This is a genomic window from Pseudomonas sp. R76, assembly GCF_009834565.1.
GTDB lineage: Bacteria > Pseudomonadota > Gammaproteobacteria > Pseudomonadales > Pseudomonadaceae > Aquipseudomonas.
Genome location: NZ_CP019428.1, coordinates 4,416,407 through 4,440,846, shown reverse-complemented (window position 1 = coordinate 4,440,846; position 24,440 = coordinate 4,416,407). Strand labels below are relative to the sequence as shown.

Here is a 24,440-nt window from a genome sequence, read left to right as displayed (position 1 = left end):
TTCAAGGAGCCACACAGATGAGACGCTTTAATTGCCGATCAGCACGACGCCAACGCGGTTTCACCCTTCTGGAAATGCTCGCGGTGATCGTGCTGCTGGGCATTGTCGCAACCATCGTGGTGCGCCAGGTCGGCGGCAATGTGGACAAGGGCAAATACGGCGCAGGCAAGGCGCAGCTGGCCGGCCTGAGCATGAAAATCGACAGCTATGCGCTCGACGTCGGCGCGCCGCCCAACAGCCTGCGGCAACTGGTGCACAAGCCCGCCAACGCGTCCAGCTGGGCCGGCCCGTATGCCAAACCCTCGGACCTCAAAGACCCGTTCGGCCACGCGTTCGGCTACCGCTACCCAGGAGAACACGGCGCCTTTGACTTGATTTTCTACGGCCAGGACGGCCAACCGGGCGGCGATGGCTACAGCGCCGACCTGGGCAATTGGGAATAACCGGCGCATGAGCCAGCGCGGCTTCACCTTGCTGGAAATGCTGGTGGTCATCCTGTTGATCGGCGTCGCCGCCGGGTTACTCGGCCTGGGCGTACGCCAAGGTTTGCAGGTGGCCAAAGAGCGCCGCGCGGTCGGGCAACTGGTCGACGCGCTGCGCACCACACGGGCCGGGGCGGTGATCAATGGCGCGGCGGCGCGGACTGAATTTGATCTCAACAAGATGACGTTCCAGGCACCGGGCCGCGCGCAGCAAAGCTGGCCGCCCGAGCTGCACGTCACGTTACACACCGCCGAGCAGACCGGCTCCGCCATCGAGTTCTACCCCGACGGCAGCTCCACCGGCGGCAACCTGCTGTTGGCCAATGGCGCGCGGCGTTGGCGCATTGACGTCGGCTGGCTGACCGGCAGCGTGCAGTCCAAGGCGCTGCCATGAAGCGCCAGGCGGGGTTTACCCTGCTCGAAATGCTCGCCGCGCTGACCTTGATGGCGGTGTGCAGCACGGTATTGCTGGTGGCTTTCGGCCAAAGCGCACGCTCACTGTCGCAAGTGGCCCATAGCGACCGCCTTACCCATGCGGCGCTGACCGTGCTGGATCAGGAAGCGGCGGGGCCGCTGGCCGAGGGTGTCAGCCAGGGCACTCTGGAAGGCATCCACTGGCAACTAACCAGCACCCGGCAACAGGCTCAGGTGTTTCGGCTTGACCTGACCGTCAGCGAAGGGCCGCACCAGGCCCGTTTCAGTACCTTGAAGGCCCGGCTGTGAAGCGCCGCGAGCAGGGCTTCACCTTGCTGGAAATCCTTGTGGTGTTGAGCCTGCTGTCGATGTTGCTGGTGCTGGTGGGCGGCGCATTGCTGGGCGCCAATCGCGCGGTGGCCAAGGCCCAGCGCTATACCGCGAGCCTGGATGAAATGCGCGCCGCGCAGCAGTTTTTGCGCACGTCTATCAGCGAAGCGCTGCCGTTGGATGTCACTGAGGACGACAGCCAAACCGAGGGTTTTTTTGTCGGCACACCCGAGCGCTTGCAGTTCGTGGCGACCTTGCCGGGTGTGCTCGGTGGCGGGATTCAGCGGTTCACCCTGCAACGCCGCGAGCAGGCGTTGCAGGTGGCGTTTTCGCAGTTGGAATCCCACACCAATGTCGCCCGCAGTGAGCCGCAAGTACTGCTGAAAAACGTCAGGGATTTACACTTCAGTTATCGCGGCGTCTCGCCCCTTGGCCAAGCCACCGGCTGGATGGGTGAATGGCCGTGGCCCCGGCGACTGCCGTCAGCGGTGCGCATCGCCGCCGCCCTCGACGGCCCCGTGCCCTGGGTCACCCAGGTGATCGCCCTGCGCCTGAACCTTGCCAGCGGAGCGCAAGAAGAATGAAGCGCCAACGCGGCGCAGCGCTGTTATTGGTGCTGTGGGCACTGGCCTTGCTCAGCGTGTTGCTTGGCGGCCTGGCCGGTTGGGTGCAGCTGGAAAGCCGCCAGGCGCTGTGGCTGCGCCAGCACACCCAGACCGTGCTGGCCGCCGAAGCCGGCATTGCCCTGGCCATGGCCGATCGGCACTGGATCGCCGACGGCCGTGACATAACGCTGACCTTCGACGACGCGCAATTGCACGTCAGCCTGCGCAGCGAGCGCGGCAAGCTGTACCTGATCAACGCCGAGGCGGATGACTTCATGCGTCTGGCCCTGGCCTGTGGCGCCACCCAGGGCCAGGCCGACCAATTGGTCAAAGCGCTTGAGGCGCGCCGCAAGCAGGGACTGCCGCCGTTTCGGGTGCTGGAAGAAGTGCGCCAATTGCCCGGCATGACGCAAGCGCTGTACAGCCAATTGCTGCCGGAAATCACCTTGTGGAGTGACCTCGACCGGCCTGATCCGGCCTTCGCCAGCCCGCTGATGCGCAAGGCGCTGAACCTGCCGCGCCAGAACGCCGAAGGCGCCGACCCAGGCGAAGTGCTGGTGGTCGACAGCCGCGCACAACGCCCCGGCGGCTATCACGCACGCCTGCAAATCACCGTTTTACTGAGCCCCACGGAGGACAGCGCGCAACCCTACCGGGTGCTGCGTTGGCAAGAATGAATCGACTCGAACCCATCGCCCGGCACTGGCGCGGCAGCCTGCTGCAACAAGGTTGGCGCCTGTGGCTTGCGGAATTGCGCGCCTGTGTGCCGACTTGGCTGGCGCTGCACGAGCCGCCTGAGCAGGTCTATCACTGGCCTTTGACAGAGCCCGTCGCACCCGGCAGCACGCGCCAGGTGCTGATGCTCGCGCCGGATGCCGTGCTGCTGCAAACCGTGCAATTGCCGCTGGCCGCTGCACGCAACCTGACCGCCGTGGTCGGTTACGAGCTGGATCGCTACACGCCTTTCGAGGCGGACCAGCTGTATTTCGTCGCGCGCCAGGAGCAGCGCACGGCCACGCATGTGCAGGTCACACTGGTGGCGATCCTGCGCGAACAGCTGGATCAGATCCTCATCGACTGCGCCGCCCTCGGCGTGCATCCCCATCGCGTGGATGTGAACCACCTGGGCATCGACTTGCTCCCCGCGCCCCTGCGCCCGCGCCAACGCCCGACCGGCAAAGGCCTGCAACGCAGCCTGCCGTGGCTGTGCGGCGCCTTGCTGATTGCGGCGATGTTGCTGTGGCTCAACGACCGCCAGCGCGTGCTCGACGCCATGCACGCCAGCGTGCAGCAGCAAAAAGCCCAGGTCGCCGAGGTGCACGCGCTGCGCCAGCAACTGCTCAACACCCGTGGCGCAGCGCAGTATTTAACCCGGCGCAAACTGGCGCAACCACCCCTGGCCGCATTGCTCAACGACCTCACCACTTGCTTGCCCGCCGACACCTGGCTGGACCAGTTGGACGTCAAGGACGGCGAGATTTCTTTCGCCGGGCAAAGCGCCAAGGCCAGTGCGCTGATCACTCGCATCAAGGGCTGCCACAGCCTGGAAAACGCCCAGTTCGAAGGGGTGATTCAACCCGATGCGCGCACCGGCAAGGACCAGTTTACCCTGCGTGCCCATCTACGCCAGGAGGCCGCCGATGCGCCGACCCCTCACACCCCGTGAACGTCGCGGGGCGGCCTTGCTGTTGCTGGCCGTGGTCGTCGGTGCGGCTTACTGGCTGTTGATCGACAGCTGGTTCGCCGGCCCTTTGCGTGACATGGGCGAGCAGGCCGAGCAATTGCGCGAGCAGCAGCAACGCTACGCCGGCGTGGTGCGCCAGGGCGATGCGCTGCGCCAGCAACTGTTGCTGGCGCAGCAAGACCCGGCCAGCAGCACCAGCCTGTTGCCGGGCGATGACCCTGACGTGGTGGCCGCCGACCTGATGCAGCGCCTCGCCGACCTGATTAACAGTCACGCCAACCTGGGCGGTGGCTGCAGCCTGACCCAGCGCAAGCCGATCACCCCGGAACAGGACGAGGGCGAGCCGTATCGCCAGGTCAAGGTCAGCCTCACGCTCGACTGCGCCATCGAGCCTCTGGAGGCGGTGCTGCATGAGCTGGAATACCAGCCGCCGTTTCTGTTTGTGGATGAGCTGCGTATCCGCCGTGGCCAGCAGGCACCGGCCACGGGCGGTGCGGGAAAACTCCAGGTGCACCTGTTGGTGCGCGGCTATCTGCAACCGCAGGTGGCGCGATGATCAGTGCATTGCGCCCCTTGGAATGGGGCTTGCTGAGCCTCGCCGGGTTACTCGGTGTGTTGATGGCGGTCATCCTCAGCAGCCTCGGCGACGAACCGCAGTGGCTGCCCGCACCGGTCAGTCGCGCGCAACCGTCGGCCAGCGTACGCGCAGCGCCGAACGTGACGTTGGAAAGCCTCGCTGCCACCTGGCAGGCACCGCTGTTCAGCCCGGATCGCAGCCCCGATAGCGTGGTCGGCAAAGCCCGGGTCACGGGGCTGGCCAACCTCACCCTGAGCGGCATCATGATCACCGGCAACCTGCAAATGGCCATGCTCAAACAGGCCGATGGTCGCCCCTTGACCGTGCGCCTCGGCCAGACGCTGCCCAACGGCTGGCGCCTGGAACACCTCACGCCGCAATACGCCCGTTTCGCCCTGGACGGCCGCACGCACACCTTGAGCCTCTACGCCAAGCGCCTGCCGCCGCCGTCCAGCCGGCCCCCGATTACTCTTCCCCGCGAGCCCCTCCCTTGATCGATATGCGCACCTCAACGTTTTGCCTGGCCACCGCCCTCGCACTGGGCGGCTGTGGCGTCTTCCCCGATCGCCTCGACCCGGACGACGATCTGCTGCACGAAGCCATGCAGGGCACCGGTTCGCAGCGCCCGCCGAGTGAGGCGCCTGCGCCTGAAAACCCCCAGCCTGCCGCCACATCGGCGCCGCAACGCCAGGTGATCCGTGGCAACCAGCAGTTCGTGCGCCAGCCCGCTGCAACGCCGAGCACGAAGGAGGCGGGCGGCGACATCGTGTTCAACTTCGCCGACCAGCCCATCGAGGCGGTGATCAACAGCGTGATGGGCGACCTGCTGCACGAAAACTACAGCATCGCCCAGGGCGTGAAGGGCAACGTCAGCTTCTCCACCTCCAAACCGGTGGACAAGCAGCAAGCGCTGTCGATTCTGGAAACCCTGTTGTCGTGGACCGACAACGCGATGATCCGCCAGGGCCAGCGCTACGTCATCCTGCCGGCCGACCAGGCGGTGGCGGGCAAGCTGGTGCCGCAGATGCACGTGGCCGCGCCGTCCAGCGGCCTGTCGGCGCGGCTGTTTCCACTGCGCTATATCTCCGCCACCGAGATGCAAAAACTGCTCAAGCCGTTTGCCCGCGAGAACGCATTTTTGCTGGTCGACCCGGCGCGCAATGTCCTCAGCCTGGCCGGCACCCCGGAGGAACTGGCCAACTATCAGGAGACCATCGACACCTTCGACGTGGACTGGCTCAAGGGCATGTCGGTGGGCGTATTCGGCCTGCAGCGCGCGTCGGTGGCCGAGTTGATGCCCGAGCTGCAAGGCATGTTCGGCCCGGACAGCGGCATGCCGTTGGCCGGGATGCTGCGGTTTTTGCCTATCGAACGGACTAACTCGGTTGTGGCGATTTCTTCACAGCCGCAGTACCTCAGCGAAGTCGGTGACTGGATCCGCACCATCGACGAGGGCGGCGGTAATGAGCCGCAAATGTACGTCTATGACGTGCGCAACATGAAAGCCTCGGACCTGGCCAAGTACCTGCGGCAGATCTATGGCAATGAGGCGATCAAGGACGACACCCCGGCCAAGGTCGCGCCGGGGTTGCGCACTGCTACGTTGTCGTCGCCCAACCGCAATTCCGGTGGGTTGCAAGATGCGCCGCCGCCCTCCGATGAACCTGAGCAGGCGCCGGAAGATAGGTCGACCGTGCCGGATAATAGCCTTGAGGCCGGGACACGTATTACAGCGCAGAAAAGCAGTAATCAACTGCTGGTGCGCACGCGTCCGGCGCAGTGGAAGGAGATCGAGGCGGCGATCAAGCGCCTGGATAATCCGCCGCTTCAGGTGCAGATCGAGACGCGCATTCTGGAGGTCAAGCTGACCGGCGAGTTGGACCTTGGGGTGCAGTGGTATCTGGGGCGCCTGGCGGGGAATTCCGGCAGCAAGACGGTGGCGAATGCGTCCGGTAGCCAGGGCGCGTTGGGCAGTGGCGGGGCGGGGTTGGGGGCGTCGGATTCGTTGTTTTATTCGTTTGTCAGCGCCAATTTGCAGGTGGCGTTGCATGCGTTGGAGACCAATGGGCGGACTCAGGTGTTGTCGGCGCCGTCGTTGGTGGTGATGAATAATCAGCCGGCGCAGATTCAGGTGGGGGATAACATTCCCATCAGTCAGACCACGGTGAATACCGGGGTTTCGGATACTACGTTGAGCAGTGTTGAGTATGTGCAGACGGGGGTGATTCTGGATGTGGTGCCGCGCATTAATCCGGGGGGGTTGGTGTATATGGATATTCAGCAGCAGGTCAGTGATGCCGAGAACCAAAGTGGCACGAGTGATACGCCGGTGAATCCGCGGATCTCGACGCGGTCGGTGTCGACGCAGGTGGCGGTGCAGAGTGGGCAGACTGTTTTATTGGGTGGGTTGATCAAGCAGGACAATGTTGAGAGTGTCAGTGCGGTGCCGTATTTGGGCAAGATTCCGGGGTTGCGGTGGTTGTTTGGCAGCACCAGCAAGTCCAAGGACCGCACTGAATTGATTGTGTTGATTACGCCTCGGGTGATTACCAGCAGCAGCCAGGCACGGCAGGTGACGGATGATTATCGGCAGCAGATGCAGTTGCTGCGGCCGGCTAGATGAAGTGGAGGAATGAGGTAGGCAATGTGGGAGCTGGCTTGCCTGCGATGGCGGTCTTTGGGCCTATCAGGAGGGTGGGTTAGTACGAGTACATATCCATTGCTGCGGTAATGGCGGCTTAGGGTTCCGCTCTTACAGCGGGTCACTTTTTGAGGGACCAAAAAGTAACCAAAAAGTCCTCGCCGGTATGACTCACCCACATGGGTTACAAATCAGTTCACGCACATAGGTAACAGTTTTTAACTGGCAGGGTCGATTTCGTGAGGATCTGACCATGCCCTGGAAAGAGCTGAAACCTATGGACCTCAAAGTGATGTTTGTCGCTGAATACCTGACTGGAAAACACAGCCTTAGCCAGCTATGTCGAGACTATGAAATCAGCCGAAAGACTGGCTATAAGTGGGTCGAGCGATACAAAACAGAAGGCCCCGGTGGGCTTGATGAGCGTAGTCGTCGTCGGCACCACCAGACTTATGTGGTGCCTTTGGCGGTAAAGCAGGCAATTATCGAACTTCGTTCTATAGGCGAGACAATCCCTGGTCCGAAAAAAATCCAGAGTGATTTGATAAAGCGTTTTCCGGGCCAGGATCCGCCCTCGAAAACGACTATTTATAACATCCTTAAAGCGGCTGATCTGATCACGCCGCGCCCCTTGCGGCCAAGAGTTGCTGTCTATCCAAAACCGTTACGTAAGGCAGATGTGCCTAATCAGCTTTTCAGTGCTGACTACAAAGGCCAGTACCTGACAGGCGCGGGCGTATGGTGTTATCCGCTAACAATCATGGATCATGCCAGTCGCTTCTTACTTGCCTGTCAGAGCATGCCCAGCACCAATTTCAAGGAGACCCAAGAGACGTTCGAACGGGTGTTTCGCGAGTATGGTTTGCCTGAGCGCATCCGTACTGACAACGGAGTGCCGTTTGCCAGCACAGGGCGCGGAGGGCTGTCACAGTTGTCGATCTGGTGGCTACGGCTGGGTATCATTCCTGAGCGTATCGAGCCCGGTCGGCCAGACCAAAATGGCCGGCACGAGCGTATGCACCGAACACTGAAAAGCACTTTGCCCAATCCACCTGCGGTTGCTTGGGAGTCTCAGCAGAAACACTTTGATCGTTTCATACGGCACTACAATTACGAGCGAGGGCATGAAGCGCTGAGCCAGAAAACACCGGCTTCATGCTATTCACCTTCACCTCGAGCCTATCCGGAGAAACTGCCGGAGATGGGTTATGCAAGTCATATTGAGTGTTACCGGACTGACTCAAACGGGATGATTTATCGGTCAGGTCTGCGGATTTATGTGGGGCATTTACTGAAATACCAGACTATTGGAATGGAGATGCTGAGCGACGATGTGTGGGCTGTTATTTTCGGCCCAGTGATCCTCGGACAAGTGGATGCGAGGCATGCAGACAAGGACGGCTATATTTCACTCAAAGTGTTACCTATGTGAATGCACTTTTGTGTAACCCATGTGGTTGTCCCGTACACGCCCCACCACTCGGCACCTCGCCTAGGCTCGGTGTGCCCTCACTCCGGCTTTGGAGCGGGGGCCGCCGCGATGGGCCATCCCTGGCCCAGCGCGGCTAAACCGGCGTCCTGCCGGTTTACCCCCGCTCCAAAGCCTGCGTTCGGCCAGCGTGGTTGACGGGGCGATCCCAGATCAAAATCAAGATCAAGATCTACAGCACGGCGGCCTGGTAGCCGACCTGAGTGGTAGAAGCAAAAGCAGAGCAAAACACCTTTATCTGATGCAATGCGATCCAAATGTGGGAGCGGGCTTGCCTGCGATGCAGGCAACTCGGTACATCAGGCATAACCAGTTGATGCCATCGCAGGCAAGCCAGCTCCCACATTTGATTGAGTTCAGCCTCCAAGACCAGGTCGGCTGCCAGGCCGCCTCGGCTGTGCTTTTGATCCAACCACTCAGGTCGGCTACTAGGCCGCCGTGCTCTGCTTTTGATCTTGCTTTTGATCTTGATCTTGATCTTAGGCGCCCCGTTAAACCACGCTGGCCGAACGCAGGCTTGAATCCGTGGGTAACCCGGCAGGACGCCGGGTTAGCCGCACTGGGCCAAGGATGGCCCATTGCGGCGGCCCACGGATTCAAGCCGGAGTGAGGGCATGCCGAGCCTAGGCGAGGCACCGAGTGGTGGGGCAAGAGCCCTTTTGGTTACTTTTGGGGCTCTTTTCCAAAAGTGACCCGCTGTAAGAGCGGAACCATTACCCGCCATCACCCAAGTAACGGATATGTACACCCCTCAACCCCACCTAATCTCAAAAAGACATTACCAGCACGAATAAAAACATCAATAAATAATGAAAGTAGAGAATATTAGCTTATGCCCAAATAGCATTATATTTTTAAAATCCATTCCGTTATGTTTGATCGCAACAGCCTACCCCTGACCCCGGATGGTACCCAGCGTGATTCAGATTCTGCGCGCCATAACCGGGTAAAGACCCCGCGGCAGAATCGTTGGAACGGAGTTCAACGTATGTTGCCCATTCAAACCCCTCGCTCGCCCCACACCTAGTTTCCAATCGCCGAAACACCCCGGAAAAAACCGAGCACCGCGCACGACCGCGCGACTGCCCGACTTCGCGATTTGGAAAGTTTGGAGCGACCATGAAGCAAGTTCTACCCCCCACCGCCGCACTGGCGCTGGCCCTGCTGACAAGCACGGCCCAGGCCCAGGACGACAGCACCTTGTCCACCGTGGTGGTCACCGGCAACCGTGGCGCCGAACAGCGCACCGTCACCAGCAGCCCGGTGCCGATTGATGTGGTCAGCGCCAAGCAACTGCAAAGCACCGGCAAGCCCGGCCTGATGGAAGCCCTGAGCGCCGTCATCCCATCCCTGACCCTGCCGGAAAAAACCGGTTGGGACGCCAGCGGCATTGCCCGCGCCCCGAACCTGCGTGGCCTGAGCGCCGCCGAAGTGCTGGTGCTGGTCAACGGCAAGCGCCGCCACACCAGCGCCACCTTGAACATCAACGGCATCAACACCGGCGCCGCGCCCGCTGACCTCGACTTGATCCCCATCAGCGCCATCGACCATGTCGAAGTGCTGCGCGACGGCGCCGCTGCCCAATACGGTTCCGATGCCATCGCCGGGGTGATCAACGTGATCCTCAAGGCCGACACCAGCGGCACCTCGGTGACCAACGTCGGCCAGGGTTACGACGGCAAGAAGCAGACCGTGCAACAAAGCCTCAACAAGGGCTTCGAGATCGGCAACGGCGGTATCGTGCAATTGGCCCTGGATGCGCGCAGCCAGAATGACGACAACAAGGCCAGCGCCAACGGCTACAGCTATGCACAAGCCTATGAGCAGGCGGGTCGGGCAACCTATGGCGGCTACGGCACACCCAAGACCAACCTGCTGACCCTGGGCTACAACGCCGAGCTGCCGATCGACGACAGCCTGAGCCTGTATTCCTTTACCACCTATTCGCGGCGCAAGGCCGAGCAGGGCCAGAATTTCCGCCTGCCGACCATCACCAACACCATCACCACCGGGCCGAATGGCTACCCGGCCGGGTATACGCCGACCTGGTACATCGACGAAGACGATTTCCAGGCCGCGTTCGGCGGCAAAGGCACCGTCGGCGCGTGGGACTGGGACCTGTCCACCACCTACGGGCGCAACGAAGCGGAGCAGGGCACCACCCATAACCAGAACCCGTCGCTGGGCGAGTACACGCCCAACAGCTTCACCTCCGGCACCTGGATTTCCACCGAGCTGACCACCAACCTCGACTTCAAACGCGGCTTCGACATCGGCCTGCAAAAGCCGCTGGACCTGTCCTACGGCTTCGAGCATCGGCGCGATACTTATGAGGTGCAGGCCGGTGACTATGCGTCCTATGCCAATGGCGGCTACTGCGTGGCGCCGGGCAATTGCGCATCGTCCGGGGCGCAGGTCACCAACGGCATTTCACCGGCGGAAGAGACCAGCGCCTCACGCAATAGCCTCGCCAGCTATGTGGATGTGGGCTTCAACCCGCTGCCGGACTGGTACGTGGGCACCGCGTTTCGCTATGAGCATTACAACGAAGGCGTCGGCGCGACCCGCAGCGGCAAGCTGACCACGCGCTACGATTTCAACCCGCAATTTGCCGTGCGCGCCACGGTCAGCAATGGCTTCCGCGCGCCGTCCCTGGCCAACAGCCTGTTCAGTGCGCGCTCGACCACTTATGGCGTGGTCGACGGCGTGTACCAGTCGATCAACTACGGCGTGCTGCCGGTGGGCTCGGCGGCGGCCAAGGCTCTCGGCGCCCAGGATTTGAAGCCCGAACGCTCGACCAACTTCAGCCTCGGTTTCACCCTCACGCCCACCGACCGCTTGAACTTCACCGCCGACGCCTACGTGATCAACCTGCGCGACCGCATCACCCTGACCGGCACCTTGCTCGGCCCGGAAGTCACCCAGGTCTTGCAGAACAATGGCATCAATTCCACTTCCGGCGGCCAGTACTTCATCAACGGTGCCGACACCCGCACCAAAGGCGTGGACCTGGTCAGCAACTACAACCAGGACATCGGCCCGTACGGCTCGCTGAAGTGGACGGCGGCGTTCAACTGGAACCAGACCAAGATCCTCAACTACAAGGCCTCCACCGACATCCTCGGCACCTCCTACGACCTGATGGACCGCCAGGCCCGTGGCCTGATCACCGATGTGCAGCCCAAGACCAAGCTGATCCTGGGCGGTGACTGGAGCATCGACCGCTTCAACCTCAACCTGGCCTTGACCCGTTATGGCTCGTACAAAGAGGTTAACGTCTCTGCCGACCGCAGCCTCGACCGGGTCTACAGCGCCAAATGGATCACCGACCTCGACCTTGGCTACAACCTCACCAAAGACCTCAACATCGCCGTCGGCGCCAAGAACCTGTTTGACCAATACCCCAAGAAACAAGGCGTGCCGAGCAGCACCATGCTCGCCAGCTACGGCACGTATTCGCCCTACGGTTTTACCGGCGGGTACTACTACACCCGGCTGACTTACGCCTTCTAAGGCCGCAACCCGCGAGGAATAGACCATGCCCATTGTCGCCAAAACCTATGACCTGATCGATGAGGTCACCGACTACCCGGTGCGCCAGGCGCGCGTCGCCACGCCGATCAAAGCCTTGCAGGTGGTGCCGGCCCGGCACCCCTGGCGCTGGGCCGGGTCGATTTTTGCCGCGCTGGTGCTGCTCGCTATCGTGCATTCGCTGGCCACCAACCCGCGCTGGGAGTGGGGCGTGTTCGGCCAGTGGTTCTTCTCGCCGTCGGTGCTGCGTGGCCTCGGCCAGACGCTGTTGCTGACATTGCTCAGTACCGTGTTCAGCATCATCCTCGGCACCGCGCTGGCCCTGGCGCGGTTGTCGGGCTCGCCGCTGCTCGCGGCGTTGGCCTGGGGCTATATCTGGTTTTTCCGCTCGATGCCGGCGCTGCTGGTGCTGATCATCCTCTACAACTTTGCCTACCTCTACGACCACATCGTCGTCGGCGTGCCGTTTACGGGTGTGGTGTTCGCCGAGTGGTCGACGGTGGATGTGCTCAGCCAATTCACCGTGGCGGTGTTGGGCCTGAGCCTGATGCAAGCGGCCTACGCGGCGGAGATTATTCGCGGCGGCCTGATCGGCGTGGATGCCGGCCAGCATGAAGCGGCGGCGGCCTTGGGTTTGCCGGCTTCGCGACGCATCTTCCGCATCATCCTGCCCCAGGCGCTGCGCTCGATTCTGCCCTCGGGGTTCAACGAAATCATTGGCCTGGTCAAGGGCACCTCCATCGTCTACGTGCTGGCCTTGCCGGAGCTGTTCTACACCGTGCAAGTCATCTACAACCGCACCCAGGCGGTGATTCCACTGCTGATCGTGGCCACCGTCTGGTACTTGATCATCACCACCGTGCTGACCAGTGCGCAGTACTACGTCGAGCGCCACTTCGCGCGTGGCACCGCGCGCGTGCTGCCGCCGACGCCCCTGCAACGCATCCGCCGCTGGCTCAAGGAGAAAACCCATGAGTGAAGCACGCGCCGGGCGCATCCAGATCCAGGGCGTGGGCAAGCGCTTTGGCAACCAGCAGGTGTTGAAAGACATCGACCTGACCATCGACCCCGGCAAGGTCACGGTGATTCTCGGGCCGTCCGGCTCGGGCAAGTCCACCTTGCTGCGCACCATCAACCACCTGGAGAAAATCGACAGCGGGCACATCACCATCGACGGTGAATACGTCGGCTATCGCCGCAAGGGTGACCTGCTCTACGAATTGAAAGAGCGCGAGATTCTCAAGCGCCGCATCGACGTGGGCTTCGTGTTCCAGAACTTCAACCTGTTCCCGCACCTCACCGCCTGGGAAAACATCGCCGAGGCGCCGCTGGCCCACAAACGCTGGAGCAAGGCCGAAGCCCACTTCAAGGCCGCCGAGTTGCTGGCCAAGGTTGGCCTGGCGGACAAGGTCGATGCTTACCCGCGCCAGCTCTCCGGTGGCCAGCAACAGCGCGTCGCCATCGCCCGTGCCTTGGCGCTGGACCCCAAGGTGCTGCTGTTTGACGAACCCACTTCAGCCCTCGACCCGGAACTGGTGGGCGAGGTGCTCGACGTGATCAAGGGCCTGACCCAGCTGGGTGTGACCCTGGTGATCGTCACCCATGAGATCGGTTTTGCCCGCGAGGTGGCCGACCACGTGGTGTTTCTCTGCGATGGCCAACTGATCGAAGAAGGCCCGCCCGAACATATTTTCCGCCAACCCCGACATCCCCGCACCGTGGCCTTTCTCGGCAAAGTGCTTTAGTTCAAGGAGTGACTGCCATGTTCATCAATACCGCCCGCGTGGCCCTGTTGGCGCTTGCCGTCAGCACCGCGCAAAGCGCCTTCGCCGTGCAACAGGTCGACCTCAGCCCCGACCGCGTGCGCATCCATGTGCCGCGCAACGAAGCGGCCATCGCGCAGATCCCGCCAGGCTTCAAGTTCGCCCAGCCGGGCAAATTCACCGTGGCCGTGTCCGGCGTGGCCGGGCCACCCCTGGCGCTACTGGCCAATGACGACAAGACCACCATCGGCAGCGAGGCCGACACCGCGCAGTTGGTGGCTGACAGTTTGGGCTTGCAACTCAACGTGGTGCAGACCAGTTGGGAGGATTGGCCGCTGGGCGTCAGCTCTGGCAAATACGACGCGGTGATCAGCAATGTCACCGTCACCGAGGCGCGCAAAAAGCGTTTTGACTTCGCCACTTACCGCCAGGATGTGCTCGGGTTTTATGTGAAGAGCACCAGCAAGATCACCGAGATCAAACAGGCCTCGGACATCGCCGGGCTGAAGATCATCGTCGGCTCCGGCACCAACCAGGAAAAAGTCTTGCTGGCGTGGAACGAGGCGAATGAAAAGGCCGGCATCAAGCCGGCGCTGTTGCAGTACTTCGACGACCAGGCCGCCGCGCAACTGGCGGTGCAGTCCGGGCGCAGCGATGCGCTGTTCGGGCCTAACTCGGTGTACGCCTATTCGGCGGCCATCACCGGCGGCATCAAGCTCGTCGGCACGGTGAATGGTGGCTGGCCGTTGAAGGCGGATATCGCCGTGACCACGCGCAAGGACAACGGCCTGGTCAAGCCAATCCACACTGCGCTGGAAGGCGCGATTGCCGGTGGCCAATACGAACAGGTGCTGCAACGGTGGGGCCTGGACATTGAGCGCGTCGACAAATCGCTGATCAACCCACCGGGCCTGCCGGACTAGGAGTCGCGAACATGGGACTGACACGACGTGAAGCGCTGTCGAGCATCGCCGCAGTCGGCGGTGAGCCGGCCGTCAAGGATGCACTCGCGGCATTGGGCCTGGGACCGTCATCGCACCGGCGCCCGCAACCGCTGAAACTCAAGCCCGGCCTGGGCCAGGGCACCCGCGTGCTGGTGCTGGGCGCGGGGGTTGCCGGGCTGGTCACTGCGTTGGAACTGACCCGCGCCGGGTTCGAAGTGCAAGTGCTGGAAGCCCGAGACCGGGTCGGCGGGCGCACCTGGACCCTGCGCAATGGCGATCGCGTGGACTACAAGGACGGCCGCACGCAAACCGTGGCGTTTGATCCGGGCCTGTATTTCAACGCCGGCCCGGCCAGGATTCCCAGCCAGCACCGTACGATTCTCGACTATTGCAGCGAGCTGGGCGTGCCGCTCGAAGTACTGGTCAACAGCAGCCATGGCGCCCAGGTGCGCCCGGACCTGCAACAGCCCGCGTTCACCGTCGGCCAGGCGATCAACGATGCACGCGGGCACTTGTCCGGCCTGCTGGCCACAGCGGTGCAGCGTGATGCGCTCGACGATGTGCTGAGCACTGAAGAGCGCACGCGCTTGCTCGCATTCCTGCAGGTATACGGCGACCTGTCGCAGGAGCTGGCCTATGAAGGCAGCCTGCGTGCCGGCCACCTGGAGTCGCCCGCGCACCGGGCGCATTGCCCGCCAGCCGCAGCCCGCTGGCGCTGGACCGGCTACTGCACCCCGAACTCTGGGGCGCGTTATTGCACACGGAGTTCCCGGAGTTCTCGGCGACCATGTTTCAACCCGTCGGCGGCATGGACCGCATCACCGACGCCTTCTACCAGCGCGTGCGCGACCACGTGCAACTCGGCGCCCAGGTGCGCCAGATCCGTCAGCTGGAAGACGGCGTGGCGGTGACCTACCACGATAAACACAGTGGCCGCGAACAGGTGGTGCGCGCCGATTACCTGGTCTCGACCTTGCCGCTGCCGCTGCTGGCCAAGCTCGACACCGATTTCAGCGACCCGATCAAGGCCGCGTTGCTCAGCACCCGCAGCGACCAGGCGACCAAAGTGGCGTGGCAATCGCCGCGCTTCTGGGAAACCGATTACCGCACCTACGGCGGCCTGTCCTGGATCGAGCATCCGGCGCGGTTGCTCTGGTATCCGAGCAACGACCTCAACACCCGCGAAGGTTTGCTGGTGGCCGGTTACGTAACCGGGGAGGGCGCCGACGTGTTTGGCGCGCAACCGTTCGAGCAGCAGTACGCCACTTCCAGGGAAGCCGTGGAGCTGTTGCATCCGGGTTACGCCAAACACCTGCGCAACCCGCTGGCGGTGTCCTGGGAACAGATTCCCTACAGCGAAGGCCCGTGGCTGCAACGCGAACATTTCCCCGCCGACGCCAGTGCCTTGCTCGAACAGGCCCATGGCCGCGTGTACTTCGCCGGTGACGGCCTGGTGCAAAGCGGCGTGGGCATCTGGCAGGAATCGGCGGCCAACTCGGCGCGTCATGTGGTTGCGCAATTGGCTGACCGTGTGGCCCAACAAACCTACCTTGCGGCAGTGGCCGCCTCTTAAGGAGCACCCTCATGAGCGACAGCATTCAACGTACCAGCGTCGGTGATTTTCCGATTTCGCAAACCGTGACTGTGCCGGCCTCCGCCAGCCTGATTTTCGTCAGCGGCACCTTGCCGGATCTTGCCGACGCCCAGGCACCCGCTGGCACGCCAGCCGCGTACGGCAGCACCGAAGTGCAGACGGTGTCGGTGTTCAACAAACTGCGCAAGATCCTTCAACAGCAAGACCTGGACCTGGGCGATATCGTGCAGCTGCGGGTGTTCCTGGTCGGCGCCGAAGAGACCGGTGGCAAGCTGGACTTTGCCGGGTTGCAGCGTGGTTACACGCAGTTCTTCGGCACGCCCGAACAGCCGAACAAACCGGCGCGCACCGCGTTGCAAGTGGTGGCGTTGCCGCTGCCGGGGGCACTGGTGGAAGTCGAAGCCATCGCCGCTAGAACCGTTTGATTTGAAGTGAGCTGGCTTGTTGTGGCGCTCGCCACAACAAGCCCTGCATGCCACAACAGCCCCGCTTGCTTAGGGCAAGCGCCTAGGCACCCTTGCCGGGCAGTGGCCAGATCTGCTCGCGCACCGATTCGCCGAGCCAAACCATGCCGTGCATGAAGGTATCGCGCCCCTGTGGCGTGGTGAGGGGGAAGCTGGCGTAGTGCGTGTGCGCCATCACCCGCAGTTCTTCGGCCCACGCCTGCTTTTCCTGCTCACTGTCGAGGTTGCAGCCCTCAAGGACGTCAGCCGGGATGAAGGTGCTCAACGCTATGGGCAGCGCATCGTGGGTGCCCAGGCGCGCGTTGAGCGTGGCGCTGCAGATCTCTACGGTCAGCCCGCTGATACCCTTGGCGAGGAGCTTTTTCAGCGGTTTTATTTTGTTGTTGGCGGCGAAGTGGGTGGACTTGAGCAGGGTGTTGTAATGCGGTTTGAAGTGGTTGATCAGGGCGGCCTCAGCCAGTGTGATGACCTCATCACGGTTCAGGCGCACATTGCGCAGCCGCTCAAAATGCTCCGCCTCATCCTGCTCGCTGGCCACCGGTTCAGCATTGAAGTCTCCGCCGTTGCTGATCATCGTCCGGCCGTGCTCGAACCGGTAGAGCAGGATCGACACCTCCAGCTCGGGGTTGTTGGTTGAGGTTTCTGCAAGGATGCGTTGCAAGGTGGTGTGGTTCAACAGCCGGTCCACCGCCGTACGCGCGTGAACCTTGCCGATGCCCTGGCCGACATACAGCACGTTCATGTCCCGATGTTCCGCTTGCAGGGCGCTGGTCGCGTTTGCCACGACGATGTGCGCGGCGGTGGTCATTTGCCGTGAGGTCGAGAGGATAGTCAGGTGCGTGCCGTTGGGCGCGACCAGCACCTGTTCGATGTCATCCTGATCGTCCGGCCCGATCCTCGGAATGTCATAACGGAAAGGGATGGACTGCACGCCCTGTTCGCTCATCACGATAAAACTGCCGTGCGCCGATCGACCGAGCAGGTACAGGTCATGCGGGTTGATCAGCACCCGACGCCTGGCGGTGATCAGGTAGATATTGCTGCCGGCAATCGCCTCTCGGAAATGCCCATCGCCCTTGGCGCGGTAGAGGTCGGCGGGCGTCAATACCGTGGGTGGGCTGGAATAGAGGTGAGTTGCGCCTTCGGCAGAAAACTGTCGAATGATCGAGTCCATGCTGGTCATCGTTCCGTCCTGGCGGGGCTGCGCGCAACGGCAGCGTCGCGCCGCAGTCTGGCAAAAAAACGCGGCCATGGGCACTGACTGAACGGATAGGTATTCAGTTTTACCCATGGGACGTACACCTGACTGTGGCCGGGGTTTACCGCCATTTCCAGCGGCCCTGTTTTTTCAGGGTCGCGATGATGGCTTCGCGTTTATGGCGGATTTCTACCATCTTGTGACGGAGTTCGCGGCAGCGGTGGCTGTTGAGGATCAAGAGGCCGGTCAGCGGGCCGAGGAGGGCTGTGGAGTAGAGGTAAATATTGGGGGCGTAGATGATTGAGGCCAGTGAGACCATAAAACAGATGATGTATAAGCCGACATGTATCCAGACCCAATGAATGTGACCGTACAACACTCGAGCTTTGGCGATACCAAACACTATCGTGATTGCCAGCCCGGAAAAAAACCAATTTCGCAACGTTGTATCGTCCGGTGCACCGGAAAGATAGGTGACCAATACCAGCAAACCGGTCAGTGCAATTGAGAAACACCCGGCAAGCACCCATCCAGCAATGACGGGTGTGTAGCGTTTGCGCAGTAAACGAGGGTCTTCTAAATAGAAAACTGAATAATTGAAGTCTTCTGCGCTCATGTTTTTCCAGTCAAGAGCGGATTGATTGCTGTAACCCATTTCGTCCAGGGCTTTTTGGGCTCGCTGCTTTTTCACGGTCTGACTTCCTCGTAAAGACCGATAGCGAGGGTCTTGACGTTCCCTGACATTGCGCTGCTGGTTATCCCCAGTACTCCTGCGCATGCATCCCTTATGTGATTGGCTGTGGCACGTTGCATGTGTGTCGCACTGATGCGCTTAGAAGCGTTGCCAGCAGCTTTTTTCAACTTGAGTAGTTTCGTCGTCAGTCGCGGATCGTTGATTCTGAGCAATTCATCATTGAGTTTTACCCGCTCTTGTCGTGTAAGCCCTTTGAGTATTTGTCTGAGGGGTTTACCCGTTACCCTGGTACCGACATTAATGGCTTTGACTGTCGTCAGGGCTGATGTTCCAATCCCAAGTAAAGCGACGCCATCCAGCACAGAGGTAGCGGCCTCATACCAAACCTCGTTGTCGAGACGATCAATAATTTGCGGAGCAATCAACTCAGCGCCGGTTCTACCAACGCCGATAAAACATTGGGCGAGACTGGCTGCCAAGGCAGCCTGGCCAATAAACGTAATTGCCGTACTCGCTCCCGCTGAAAACGGTATTAACGCAATTCCACTCGAAACTACCATCCAACTCAACAACGCACCCGTACAAGTGACCGCCGTATTCAGAGCCTCCGCCACCAGTTCCGACTCCCGCGGCTCATACTCCAACCTCCGCTTGAACTCCGCAGGCCCGACATAGCGAGGCGCCTCGCGCAACACCACCTTCTTCGGTACCACGCTGCATACCGCCTGAAACTCACGCAGTGTCCCGACATTGAATTCAGCATCGATATACACCACCCCCGCGCCAATCAGCGCTGGATCAGCATCAATGGCGAAGAACAACTTGCGTAGATCAATACTGTTTTCAATCCGCTGACGCGCAGTGCGGTGAGCCGAGGGGAATCCATCTTTCAACAGCGACGCAGTCATCCTTAACTCCTGGTTTTTGCGGGAGTCGAGAGCGTAAAGACGAGCAGGCAGCTATGAATGTCGGAAGGTTCGCCAATTCAAGTGGGGTGCGTCTCTATCCCGCTTTGGCGTCTTGTGCGCAGCGTGGTGGCTAAGGAAAAGTGCGCCCCACGTCACTACCGACGCACACCAAGACAGGGAGCAAGCATGGCCGTCGATATGTTTTTGAAACTGGGCGACATCAAGGGTGAGTCAAGGGATCAAGCCCATCGCGATGAGATTGATATCACCCACTGGGCGTGGGGAATGTCGCAGTCGGGTTCAATGCACAGCGGTACGGGCGGCGGTGCGGGCAAGGTCAATATTGCCAATTTGAACCTGACAAAGCCGCTGGATAAATCCAGCCCCAACCTGATGATGGCCTGCGCCAGCGGCAAGCATTATCCGGAAGCGAAACTGGTGGTGCGCAAGGCGGGAGGCTCGAGCCCGGTGGAGTATTTGGTGATCACCCTGAAGGAGGTCATGGTGGTGTCCTACAGCACCAGTGCTGAAAACGGCGCCGATGTGCTGCACGACAGTTTCGCCTTGAATTTCGCCACCGTCGACGTCAGCTACCAGCCGCAGAAAGCCGACGGCGGCAAGGACGGCGGCCCGGTGAAGTTTGGCTGGAACATCCGGCAGAACGTGAAGGCCTGAGCCCCAGCCAGTCCTTTATTGCTGCAACTGCAACGCTTGCTGTTTAAGTTGGCGTTTACGCTCAAACGGCAACTTCTCATCATCCCCATACGGCGCGCTGTACCAGTTGCCATAACTCGGGTTAGGCAGCAAAAACCAGCGTTGCCCCAGCCAATTCAAATACGGCGCTACGGCCTTGCGCTGGTCCGCGAGGGTGTTGTGTTCGGCCTGCACGAAATCCCCCAGGGAATCGCCCGCCATCAACAACACACGGGCGTGGCTGGCGACCCATTGGCGGCGGCAATTTTTGCCATAACCGGCGCTTTCGCAATGGCCGGTCGGCGTGCTGGCGGCCAGCACCTGCTCGTCGCTGTCCACTGGGAATCCGCGCAGGCGCAGGTTGGCGACCGTGGCCGCGACCTGGCTGTGTTCACGGTTGGTAAGGTAGTAAACCTTGATGCCTTTTTGTTGTGCTGCTTGCAGGAACGCCACCGCCCCGGGCAGCGCCTGGGCCTTGGCCTGGTCGACCCAGGTGTTCCAGCGGTCGTAGGAGTAGACCTGGTTATTGATGATGTCGCGGGCATTGAGCGGCACGTTGTCGAGCAGGGTTTCGTCGATATCCACGACCACCGCGGGCGGCAGGCCAGCCAGGTTGCGCGGCGGGAAGGGCAGGGCATCCCAGGTTGGGTCGGCCAGCGCCACGTCGAGCTGGCGGGTGGCGTTGGCGAACAGCTGGCGGTAGATCAACTCATGTTCGATGGAGGTCTGAGTCCATAGCACGGCGTCGAGTTGGTCGTTGGCCGGTGGGGTTTGCTGGCAGCCGACGAGGGCGGTGGTCAGCAGGCAGGCACCGGCGAAAATCAGGTTACGCATGGGCAAGTCTCGAAGAGGAGGGCGCGTCGGCAGCACCTTAGCCTAAACACCGACCTTAAGCTGTACCTCAACCTAAATGTGGGAGCGGCGGTGCGACGATTCGACTTGCTCGCGAAGGCAGTGTGTCAGTTGATATTTCCGGCGACTGACACTCCGCCTTCGCGAGCAAGCCCGCTCCCACATTTGGATCTTCGTGAATCAGACAGAGAGGATGTGGAGTGCCCCCTTCAAGGCCCGCACACCAACGCCTGGCGCTCATAGTTCAGTGCTTTATTCTGCGGCGCTAACGCATAGCTTGCGCTGCACTGTTGATCGCCCCACTTGATGATCAACGTACCCTGGTCCTGTTCCACCAGCGCCAGTGCATTACCGTTCGGGTCCGCAATCGCCAGTTGCTTGCCGGCCGAGTCTTCCAGCGAAGCGCCAAACGCCAGCGGCTTGTGTTGCGCATCAAACAACTCGAACAACACCCGCCGCCCGGTGGTGCCGCTGTAGTGCGCCACCACGATTGCGCCACGGCGCGGCACCACTTGCTGGGTGGCGTTGGTGATTTCCACATCGCCGCCGAGGTCGCGGGTGTCCAGGCTCACCCAGTTGACGCGGTAAGGCTGGGCATTCGGGATCACCGCGTAGCCGTTGTAGCCGGTCTCGACGCCGCTGTAGCTGCTGATTTTCGCCCCGGAGATGCCCGGCACTTCGGCCAAGGCGAACGTCTCGCTGACGGTCTGGCCAAGGTTAATGCCGCCGGCGTGCGCCACCACGGAACCGGCCAGGTTGAGGTTCTGCGAGTTATAACCCTGGCCCTGGCTGTAGCCCAGGCTGACGTCCGCCACCGACGTGCGGCTGTTGAGGTTCACCGAGCCGGAATCGCCGCTGGTGTCGCTGTGGCCAGCCTGTACCGAATAGAACGTGTCGCTGGTGTCGGCGACGTAGCCGTTGATACCTGCCTGCGTGGTCGTGTCGCCGTGCTGCCGGCTGGTGGTGACAAATGCGCGTGGCGCGCGCGCCTGGCTGCCCAGCGGGAATGAGACGGACAGGTTCAACTGGGTGTCGCTGCTCGGCTGGCCCCAGGCGACGATTTGCTTGGTGCGCGTCACGCCGAGGTTGTAGCTCAGGTCGCCCCAGTTGCTGGTGTAGCCGGCCGAAAAGCTCTGCGAGCCGCCACGGTTCCAGTAGCGCTGGTCGCTGGCGTTCACGTATACGCTGCCGAACTCGCTGTTGCGGCCGATGCTCTGGTTGATGGTCAGGTCGGTGCGGGTTTTCGAGTGGCCAGTGCGCACACGCACATCCTGGCTGTTGTCTTCGACGTGGTCGGTGAGGGTGCGGTAGCCCTCGGTGGAATAGCGGTAGGCGGCCAGGGTGAAGTTGGTGTCGGTGCCGGTAAAGGTTTTTGCATACAGCGCGCGCACGCTGCTGCCCTGGGTGGTTTTCCCCTGGGCCTTGCTGGAAGAGTGGGTGGTGTCCAGCGAGAAGGCGCCGAACGCGGTGTTCTTGCCGGCGCCGACGGACAGCGCGTTGTAGTCCTCGCTGGCCTGCAACCCGACAATCCCGCTGAGGTTGCTGGTCAAGCCATACGCCAGGGTGCCGCTGAGAAAACGCGGGCTCGCCAGGCCCTCGGCATTGCTCTTGAACGTACCCGCCGAGAGGCTGTACTTGACCTGGCCTTCACGCACCATGATCGGCAGGCTGGAAAACGCCTGCGTCGTCACCCGGCGCGTGCCATCGGCCTCGATCACGGTGATTTGCAGGTCGCCGTTGGAGCCGCTGGGGTAGATATCATTGATCTCAAATGGCCCCGGCGCGACGTTGGCGGTGTAGAGAATGTAGTCGTTCTGGCGGATTTCCACGGTCGCGTTGGTCTGTGCCACGCCACGAATCACCGGCGCATAACCGCGCTCGCTGTCGGCGCGCATGCCGTCATCGGAGGCCAGTTTCAGGCCGCGATAACGCACGCTGTCGAACAGGTCGGTGTCGGAGAAAATCTCACCGGCGCTGAACTGGCCCTTGAGCGCGGTCACGTCGTGCTGCACGTAGGTGCGGTTGCTGGTGTAGGTGTTCGGGCGGCCGGTGCCGCCACTCAGGTTCGACTCGTTGCGCAGGCGCCAGGCGCCGAGGTTGATGCCGTTGCGCAGGCCGAGGTTATTCGAGATGCGCGCTTTAGCGTCGCCCGCCGTGCGGCTGCTGTTGAGTTGGTAGTTGATGAACGCAGCGGGCACGCCGTCATCCCATAACTGTGGGTCGACATACCCGCGCAGGCCACGCTGCATGGCCACTTGCGGAATGCTCGCCATCAGGCGCAGGCGGCTGCTGTCGTAGCGCACGCTGGCGTCCTCTATCATGTCGGCGAGGGCGTAGCATTCCTGGGGTTGTTGCGGGTCGACCTTGCCGTCGGCCTGCAGGCGTTTCATGTCGATGCCCAACTGCGTGAGCAGGTCGAGGGTCAGGCAGGCTTCGACCCGGCCGTTTTGCGGGTTGCGCTTGAAGTCGATGTCGCGCCGGCCCACCAGCACTTCGTTGCTGTACAGGTCGACGCGGTAGTTGCCCGGCAGCACGCTGTTGGCCGAGAGCAACTGCTGCAGGTCGACCGGTGACTGTGAGCCTTGCAGGAACGTGGTATTGAAGGTTTCCGCTGCCTCATCGGCCATGGCCCAGGCCGGCAGGCTGGCGGCAATCGCAAGCGACAGCGTCCTTAACTTCAGTGCGCTACGCGCGGGCCTGTTGCTGGAAAGAAAAGACATGCGAAGACCTGTGACATCCCTGATTGGCGAACAGGCGGGCACGCAAACACGCACGCAACGTGAGCCTGTGGGTTAGAGAAAGTGCTTAGGGGTTGAGGCGTGATTCAGTCGCGTGCGCTACGGCGCTCGACAGGGCTGCGCTGTAGTGGTTCTGCGCGCCGTAGTCATTGATGCTGGAAAACGTCAGTTGCACCGGGCCGGGCGCTGGCGCCGCCTTGAGCGGGAACTGTTTTTCCTCGCCGGGCGCAACCATGGTCGAGTCACTGGCCAGTTGCGCCTGCACTTTCACGTCGGCCATGGACACGTGGTACAGCGTCGGGTTTTTCACCCGCAGCAGCGTTTGCGCGTCGTGTTTGACCAGGCTCCATTCGAGCTGCGCCGGGGCCTGCAACGCACTGCCCGTCAGGCCGGCAGGGCGGTAAAAAATCTTGATGCGTTGGCGGATAGCCAACTGCAAGGTGTTCTCGGTCTCACTGGCCTTGGGGATTTCCTGCACATTGAGCCACACCACCGACTCACGGTCCGTGGGCATGCCCGTGCCTTCATACAAGATGCGCAGCAGTTGCTGTTCCTTGGCGAAGACGCGCGCCAACGGCGGGGTGACGGCAAACGGGGCGCGGCTGCCGCTGGTGTCGTTCATGTCGACCCAGGACTGAATCAGCACGTCCTGGTTACCGTTGCGCACGGTGATATTGGCTTCTTTGTGGTCGCCATCGAACACGATACGGGTGGCGTTCAATGAAATGCTGGCGGCGGCCTGGGTAGCCATAAGCATGCCCAGCAGCCCCAGGCACGCGGCGATAGAACGAGGCAGCATGAGGGTTATCCGGTGTAATCAAAAAGAGAATGGCGAGGCC

The 24,440-nt window shown here is 61.8% G+C and carries 22 protein-coding genes and 1 pseudogene; 17 read left to right on the top strand and 6 right to left on the bottom strand.

The window, feature by feature from the left end:
• The first annotated feature begins 17 nt into the window (after positions 1 to 17).
• From gspG to PspR76_RS19705, 16 genes and pseudogenes are all read left to right on the top strand, one after another.
• Positions 18 to 443, top strand: a complete 426-nt coding sequence (gene gspG, locus PspR76_RS19785) for a type II secretion system major pseudopilin GspG (RefSeq protein WP_159958001.1) — start codon at positions 18 to 20, stop codon at positions 441 to 443.
• Positions 444 to 450: 7 nt separating this feature from the next.
• A complete protein-coding gene (locus tag PspR76_RS19780; RefSeq protein WP_159957999.1) occupies positions 451 to 876 on the top strand; it encodes a prepilin-type N-terminal cleavage/methylation domain-containing protein in 426 nt (141 codons plus the stop codon).
• Positions 873 to 1,205 (top strand): type II secretion system protein, encoded by a 333-nt coding sequence (locus PspR76_RS19775; protein ID WP_159957997.1) that lies wholly within the window; start codon positions 873 to 875, stop codon positions 1,203 to 1,205. Before PspR76_RS19780 ends, PspR76_RS19775 begins: the two co-directional genes overlap by 4 nt.
• Entirely contained in the window at positions 1,202 to 1,810 is a 609-nt protein-coding gene (locus PspR76_RS19770; RefSeq protein WP_159957995.1) for a prepilin-type N-terminal cleavage/methylation domain-containing protein, read from the top strand. The genes PspR76_RS19775 and PspR76_RS19770 overlap by 4 nt, the downstream gene beginning before the upstream one ends.
• Positions 1,807 to 2,508: a general secretion pathway protein GspK gene (locus PspR76_RS19765; protein ID WP_159957993.1), complete on the top strand. Its 702-nt coding sequence runs from the start codon at positions 1,807 to 1,809 to the stop codon at positions 2,506 to 2,508. The genes PspR76_RS19770 and PspR76_RS19765 overlap by 4 nt, the downstream gene beginning before the upstream one ends.
• A complete protein-coding gene (locus tag PspR76_RS19760; protein ID WP_159957991.1) occupies positions 2,505 to 3,497 on the top strand; it encodes a type II secretion system protein GspL in 993 nt (330 codons plus the stop codon). The genes PspR76_RS19765 and PspR76_RS19760 overlap by 4 nt, the downstream gene beginning before the upstream one ends.
• Complete coding sequence (gspM, locus tag PspR76_RS19755; RefSeq protein ID WP_159957989.1) at positions 3,472 to 4,071, top strand: type II secretion system protein GspM; 600 nt, start codon at positions 3,472 to 3,474, stop codon at positions 4,069 to 4,071. The genes PspR76_RS19760 and gspM overlap by 26 nt, the downstream gene beginning before the upstream one ends.
• On the top strand, positions 4,068 to 4,586 hold the full coding sequence (locus PspR76_RS19750; protein ID WP_159957987.1) for a general secretion pathway protein GspN: 519 nt from the start codon (positions 4,068 to 4,070) through the stop codon (positions 4,584 to 4,586). Before gspM ends, PspR76_RS19750 begins: the two co-directional genes overlap by 4 nt.
• Before the next feature lie 5 nt (positions 4,587 to 4,591).
• Complete coding sequence (gene gspD, locus PspR76_RS19745) at positions 4,592 to 6,715, top strand: type II secretion system secretin GspD (RefSeq protein WP_159961548.1); 2,124 nt, start codon at positions 4,592 to 4,594, stop codon at positions 6,713 to 6,715.
• Between the two features lie 271 nt (positions 6,716 to 6,986).
• A complete protein-coding gene (locus PspR76_RS19740) occupies positions 6,987 to 8,165 on the top strand; it encodes an integrase core domain-containing protein (protein ID WP_159955475.1) in 1,179 nt (392 codons plus the stop codon).
• A gap of 1,176 nt (positions 8,166 to 9,341) precedes the next feature.
• Complete coding sequence (locus PspR76_RS19735) at positions 9,342 to 11,735, top strand: TonB-dependent receptor plug domain-containing protein (RefSeq protein ID WP_159957985.1); 2,394 nt, start codon at positions 9,342 to 9,344, stop codon at positions 11,733 to 11,735.
• A 25-nt stretch (positions 11,736 to 11,760) separates the two neighbouring features.
• Entirely contained in the window at positions 11,761 to 12,732 is a 972-nt protein-coding gene (locus tag PspR76_RS19730) for an amino acid ABC transporter permease (protein ID WP_159957983.1), read from the top strand.
• Positions 12,725 to 13,498: an amino acid ABC transporter ATP-binding protein gene (locus tag PspR76_RS19725; RefSeq protein ID WP_159957981.1), complete on the top strand. Its 774-nt coding sequence runs from the start codon at positions 12,725 to 12,727 to the stop codon at positions 13,496 to 13,498. Before PspR76_RS19730 ends, PspR76_RS19725 begins: the two co-directional genes overlap by 8 nt.
• A gap of 17 nt (positions 13,499 to 13,515) precedes the next feature.
• Positions 13,516 to 14,439, top strand: coding sequence for an ABC transporter substrate-binding protein (locus PspR76_RS19720; protein ID WP_159957979.1), 924 nt, complete (start codon positions 13,516 to 13,518; stop codon positions 14,437 to 14,439).
• A gap of 11 nt (positions 14,440 to 14,450) precedes the next feature.
• A pseudogene (locus PspR76_RS31505) lies at positions 14,451 to 16,033 on the top strand (flavin monoamine oxidase family protein).
• Positions 16,034 to 16,044: 11 nt separating this feature from the next.
• The gene (locus tag PspR76_RS19705; protein WP_159957973.1) at positions 16,045 to 16,479 is read left to right on the top strand and encodes a RidA family protein; all 435 of its coding nucleotides are present in this window, start codon (positions 16,045 to 16,047) and stop codon (positions 16,477 to 16,479) included.
• Between the two features lie 82 nt (positions 16,480 to 16,561).
• Here the strand turns inward: PspR76_RS19705 and PspR76_RS19700 are convergent, their stop codons facing one another.
• The 3 genes from PspR76_RS19700 to PspR76_RS19690 form a co-directional block, all read right to left on the bottom strand.
• Positions 16,562 to 17,701: a hypothetical protein gene (locus PspR76_RS19700; protein WP_159957971.1), complete on the bottom strand. Its 1,140-nt coding sequence runs from the start codon at positions 17,699 to 17,701 to the stop codon at positions 16,562 to 16,564.
• Positions 17,702 to 17,837: 136 nt separating this feature from the next.
• The gene (locus PspR76_RS19695; protein ID WP_237235679.1) at positions 17,838 to 18,407 is read right to left on the bottom strand and encodes a hypothetical protein; all 570 of its coding nucleotides are present in this window, start codon (positions 18,405 to 18,407) and stop codon (positions 17,838 to 17,840) included.
• The gene (locus PspR76_RS19690) at positions 18,404 to 19,318 is read right to left on the bottom strand and encodes an NAD synthetase (protein WP_159957969.1); all 915 of its coding nucleotides are present in this window, start codon (positions 19,316 to 19,318) and stop codon (positions 18,404 to 18,406) included. Before PspR76_RS19690 ends, PspR76_RS19695 begins: the two co-directional genes overlap by 4 nt.
• Before the next feature lie 186 nt (positions 19,319 to 19,504).
• Between PspR76_RS19690 and PspR76_RS19685 the strand changes: the two genes are divergently transcribed.
• Positions 19,505 to 19,993 carry an Hcp family type VI secretion system effector gene (locus tag PspR76_RS19685; protein WP_159957967.1) on the top strand — a complete coding sequence of 163 codons (489 nt, stop codon included), beginning with the start codon at positions 19,505 to 19,507 and terminating at the stop codon, positions 19,991 to 19,993.
• A gap of 15 nt (positions 19,994 to 20,008) precedes the next feature.
• Here PspR76_RS19685 and PspR76_RS19680 read toward each other — a convergent pair whose 3' ends face one another.
• The 3 genes from PspR76_RS19680 to PspR76_RS19670 form a co-directional block, all read right to left on the bottom strand.
• Complete coding sequence (locus tag PspR76_RS19680) at positions 20,009 to 20,845, bottom strand: 5'-nucleotidase, lipoprotein e(P4) family (RefSeq protein ID WP_159957965.1); 837 nt, start codon at positions 20,843 to 20,845, stop codon at positions 20,009 to 20,011.
• 227 nt (positions 20,846 to 21,072) lie between these two features.
• Positions 21,073 to 23,583, bottom strand: a complete 2,511-nt coding sequence (locus PspR76_RS19675) for a fimbria/pilus outer membrane usher protein (protein WP_159957963.1) — start codon at positions 23,581 to 23,583, stop codon at positions 21,073 to 21,075.
• 85 nt (positions 23,584 to 23,668) lie between these two features.
• The gene (locus PspR76_RS19670) at positions 23,669 to 24,400 is read right to left on the bottom strand and encodes a fimbrial biogenesis chaperone (protein WP_159957961.1); all 732 of its coding nucleotides are present in this window, start codon (positions 24,398 to 24,400) and stop codon (positions 23,669 to 23,671) included.
• Positions 24,401 to 24,440: the final 40 nt, after the last annotated feature.

Bases quoted from the DNA above. Each gene is read 5' to 3' on its own strand.
- gspG (WP_159958001.1), top strand. From the start codon at position 18: ATGAGACGCTTTAATTGCCGATCAGCACGACGCCAACGCGGTTTCACC.
- PspR76_RS19780 (WP_159957999.1), top strand. From the start codon at position 451: ATGAGCCAGCGCGGCTTCACCTTGCTGGAAATGCTGGTGGTCATCCTG.
- PspR76_RS19775 (WP_159957997.1), top strand. From the start codon at position 873: ATGAAGCGCCAGGCGGGGTTTACCCTGCTCGAAATGCTCGCCGCGCTG.
- PspR76_RS19765 (WP_159957993.1), top strand. From the start codon at position 1,807: ATGAAGCGCCAACGCGGCGCAGCGCTGTTATTGGTGCTGTGGGCACTG.
- PspR76_RS19760 (WP_159957991.1), top strand. From the start codon at position 2,505: ATGAATCGACTCGAACCCATCGCCCGGCACTGGCGCGGCAGCCTGCTG.
- gspM (WP_159957989.1), top strand. From the start codon at position 3,472: ATGCGCCGACCCCTCACACCCCGTGAACGTCGCGGGGCGGCCTTGCTG.
- PspR76_RS19750 (WP_159957987.1), top strand. From the start codon at position 4,068: ATGATCAGTGCATTGCGCCCCTTGGAATGGGGCTTGCTGAGCCTCGCC.
- gspD (WP_159961548.1), top strand. From the start codon at position 4,592: ATGCGCACCTCAACGTTTTGCCTGGCCACCGCCCTCGCACTGGGCGGC.
- PspR76_RS19740 (WP_159955475.1), top strand. From the start codon at position 6,987: ATGCCCTGGAAAGAGCTGAAACCTATGGACCTCAAAGTGATGTTTGTC.
- PspR76_RS19735 (WP_159957985.1), top strand. From the start codon at position 9,342: ATGAAGCAAGTTCTACCCCCCACCGCCGCACTGGCGCTGGCCCTGCTG.
- PspR76_RS19730 (WP_159957983.1), top strand. From the start codon at position 11,761: ATGCCCATTGTCGCCAAAACCTATGACCTGATCGATGAGGTCACCGAC.
- PspR76_RS19725 (WP_159957981.1), top strand. From the start codon at position 12,725: ATGAGTGAAGCACGCGCCGGGCGCATCCAGATCCAGGGCGTGGGCAAG.
- PspR76_RS19720 (WP_159957979.1), top strand. From the start codon at position 13,516: ATGTTCATCAATACCGCCCGCGTGGCCCTGTTGGCGCTTGCCGTCAGC.
- PspR76_RS19705 (WP_159957973.1), top strand. From the start codon at position 16,045: ATGAGCGACAGCATTCAACGTACCAGCGTCGGTGATTTTCCGATTTCG.
- PspR76_RS19700 (WP_159957971.1), bottom strand. From the start codon at position 17,701: ATGACCAGCATGGACTCGATCATTCGACAGTTTTCTGCCGAAGGCGCA.
- PspR76_RS19690 (WP_159957969.1), bottom strand. From the start codon at position 19,318: ATGACTGCGTCGCTGTTGAAAGATGGATTCCCCTCGGCTCACCGCACT.
- PspR76_RS19685 (WP_159957967.1), top strand. From the start codon at position 19,505: ATGGCCGTCGATATGTTTTTGAAACTGGGCGACATCAAGGGTGAGTCA.
- PspR76_RS19680 (WP_159957965.1), bottom strand. From the start codon at position 20,845: ATGCGTAACCTGATTTTCGCCGGTGCCTGCCTGCTGACCACCGCCCTC.
- PspR76_RS19675 (WP_159957963.1), bottom strand. From the start codon at position 23,583: ATGTCTTTTCTTTCCAGCAACAGGCCCGCGCGTAGCGCACTGAAGTTA.
- PspR76_RS19670 (WP_159957961.1), bottom strand. From the start codon at position 24,400: ATGCTGCCTCGTTCTATCGCCGCGTGCCTGGGGCTGCTGGGCATGCTT.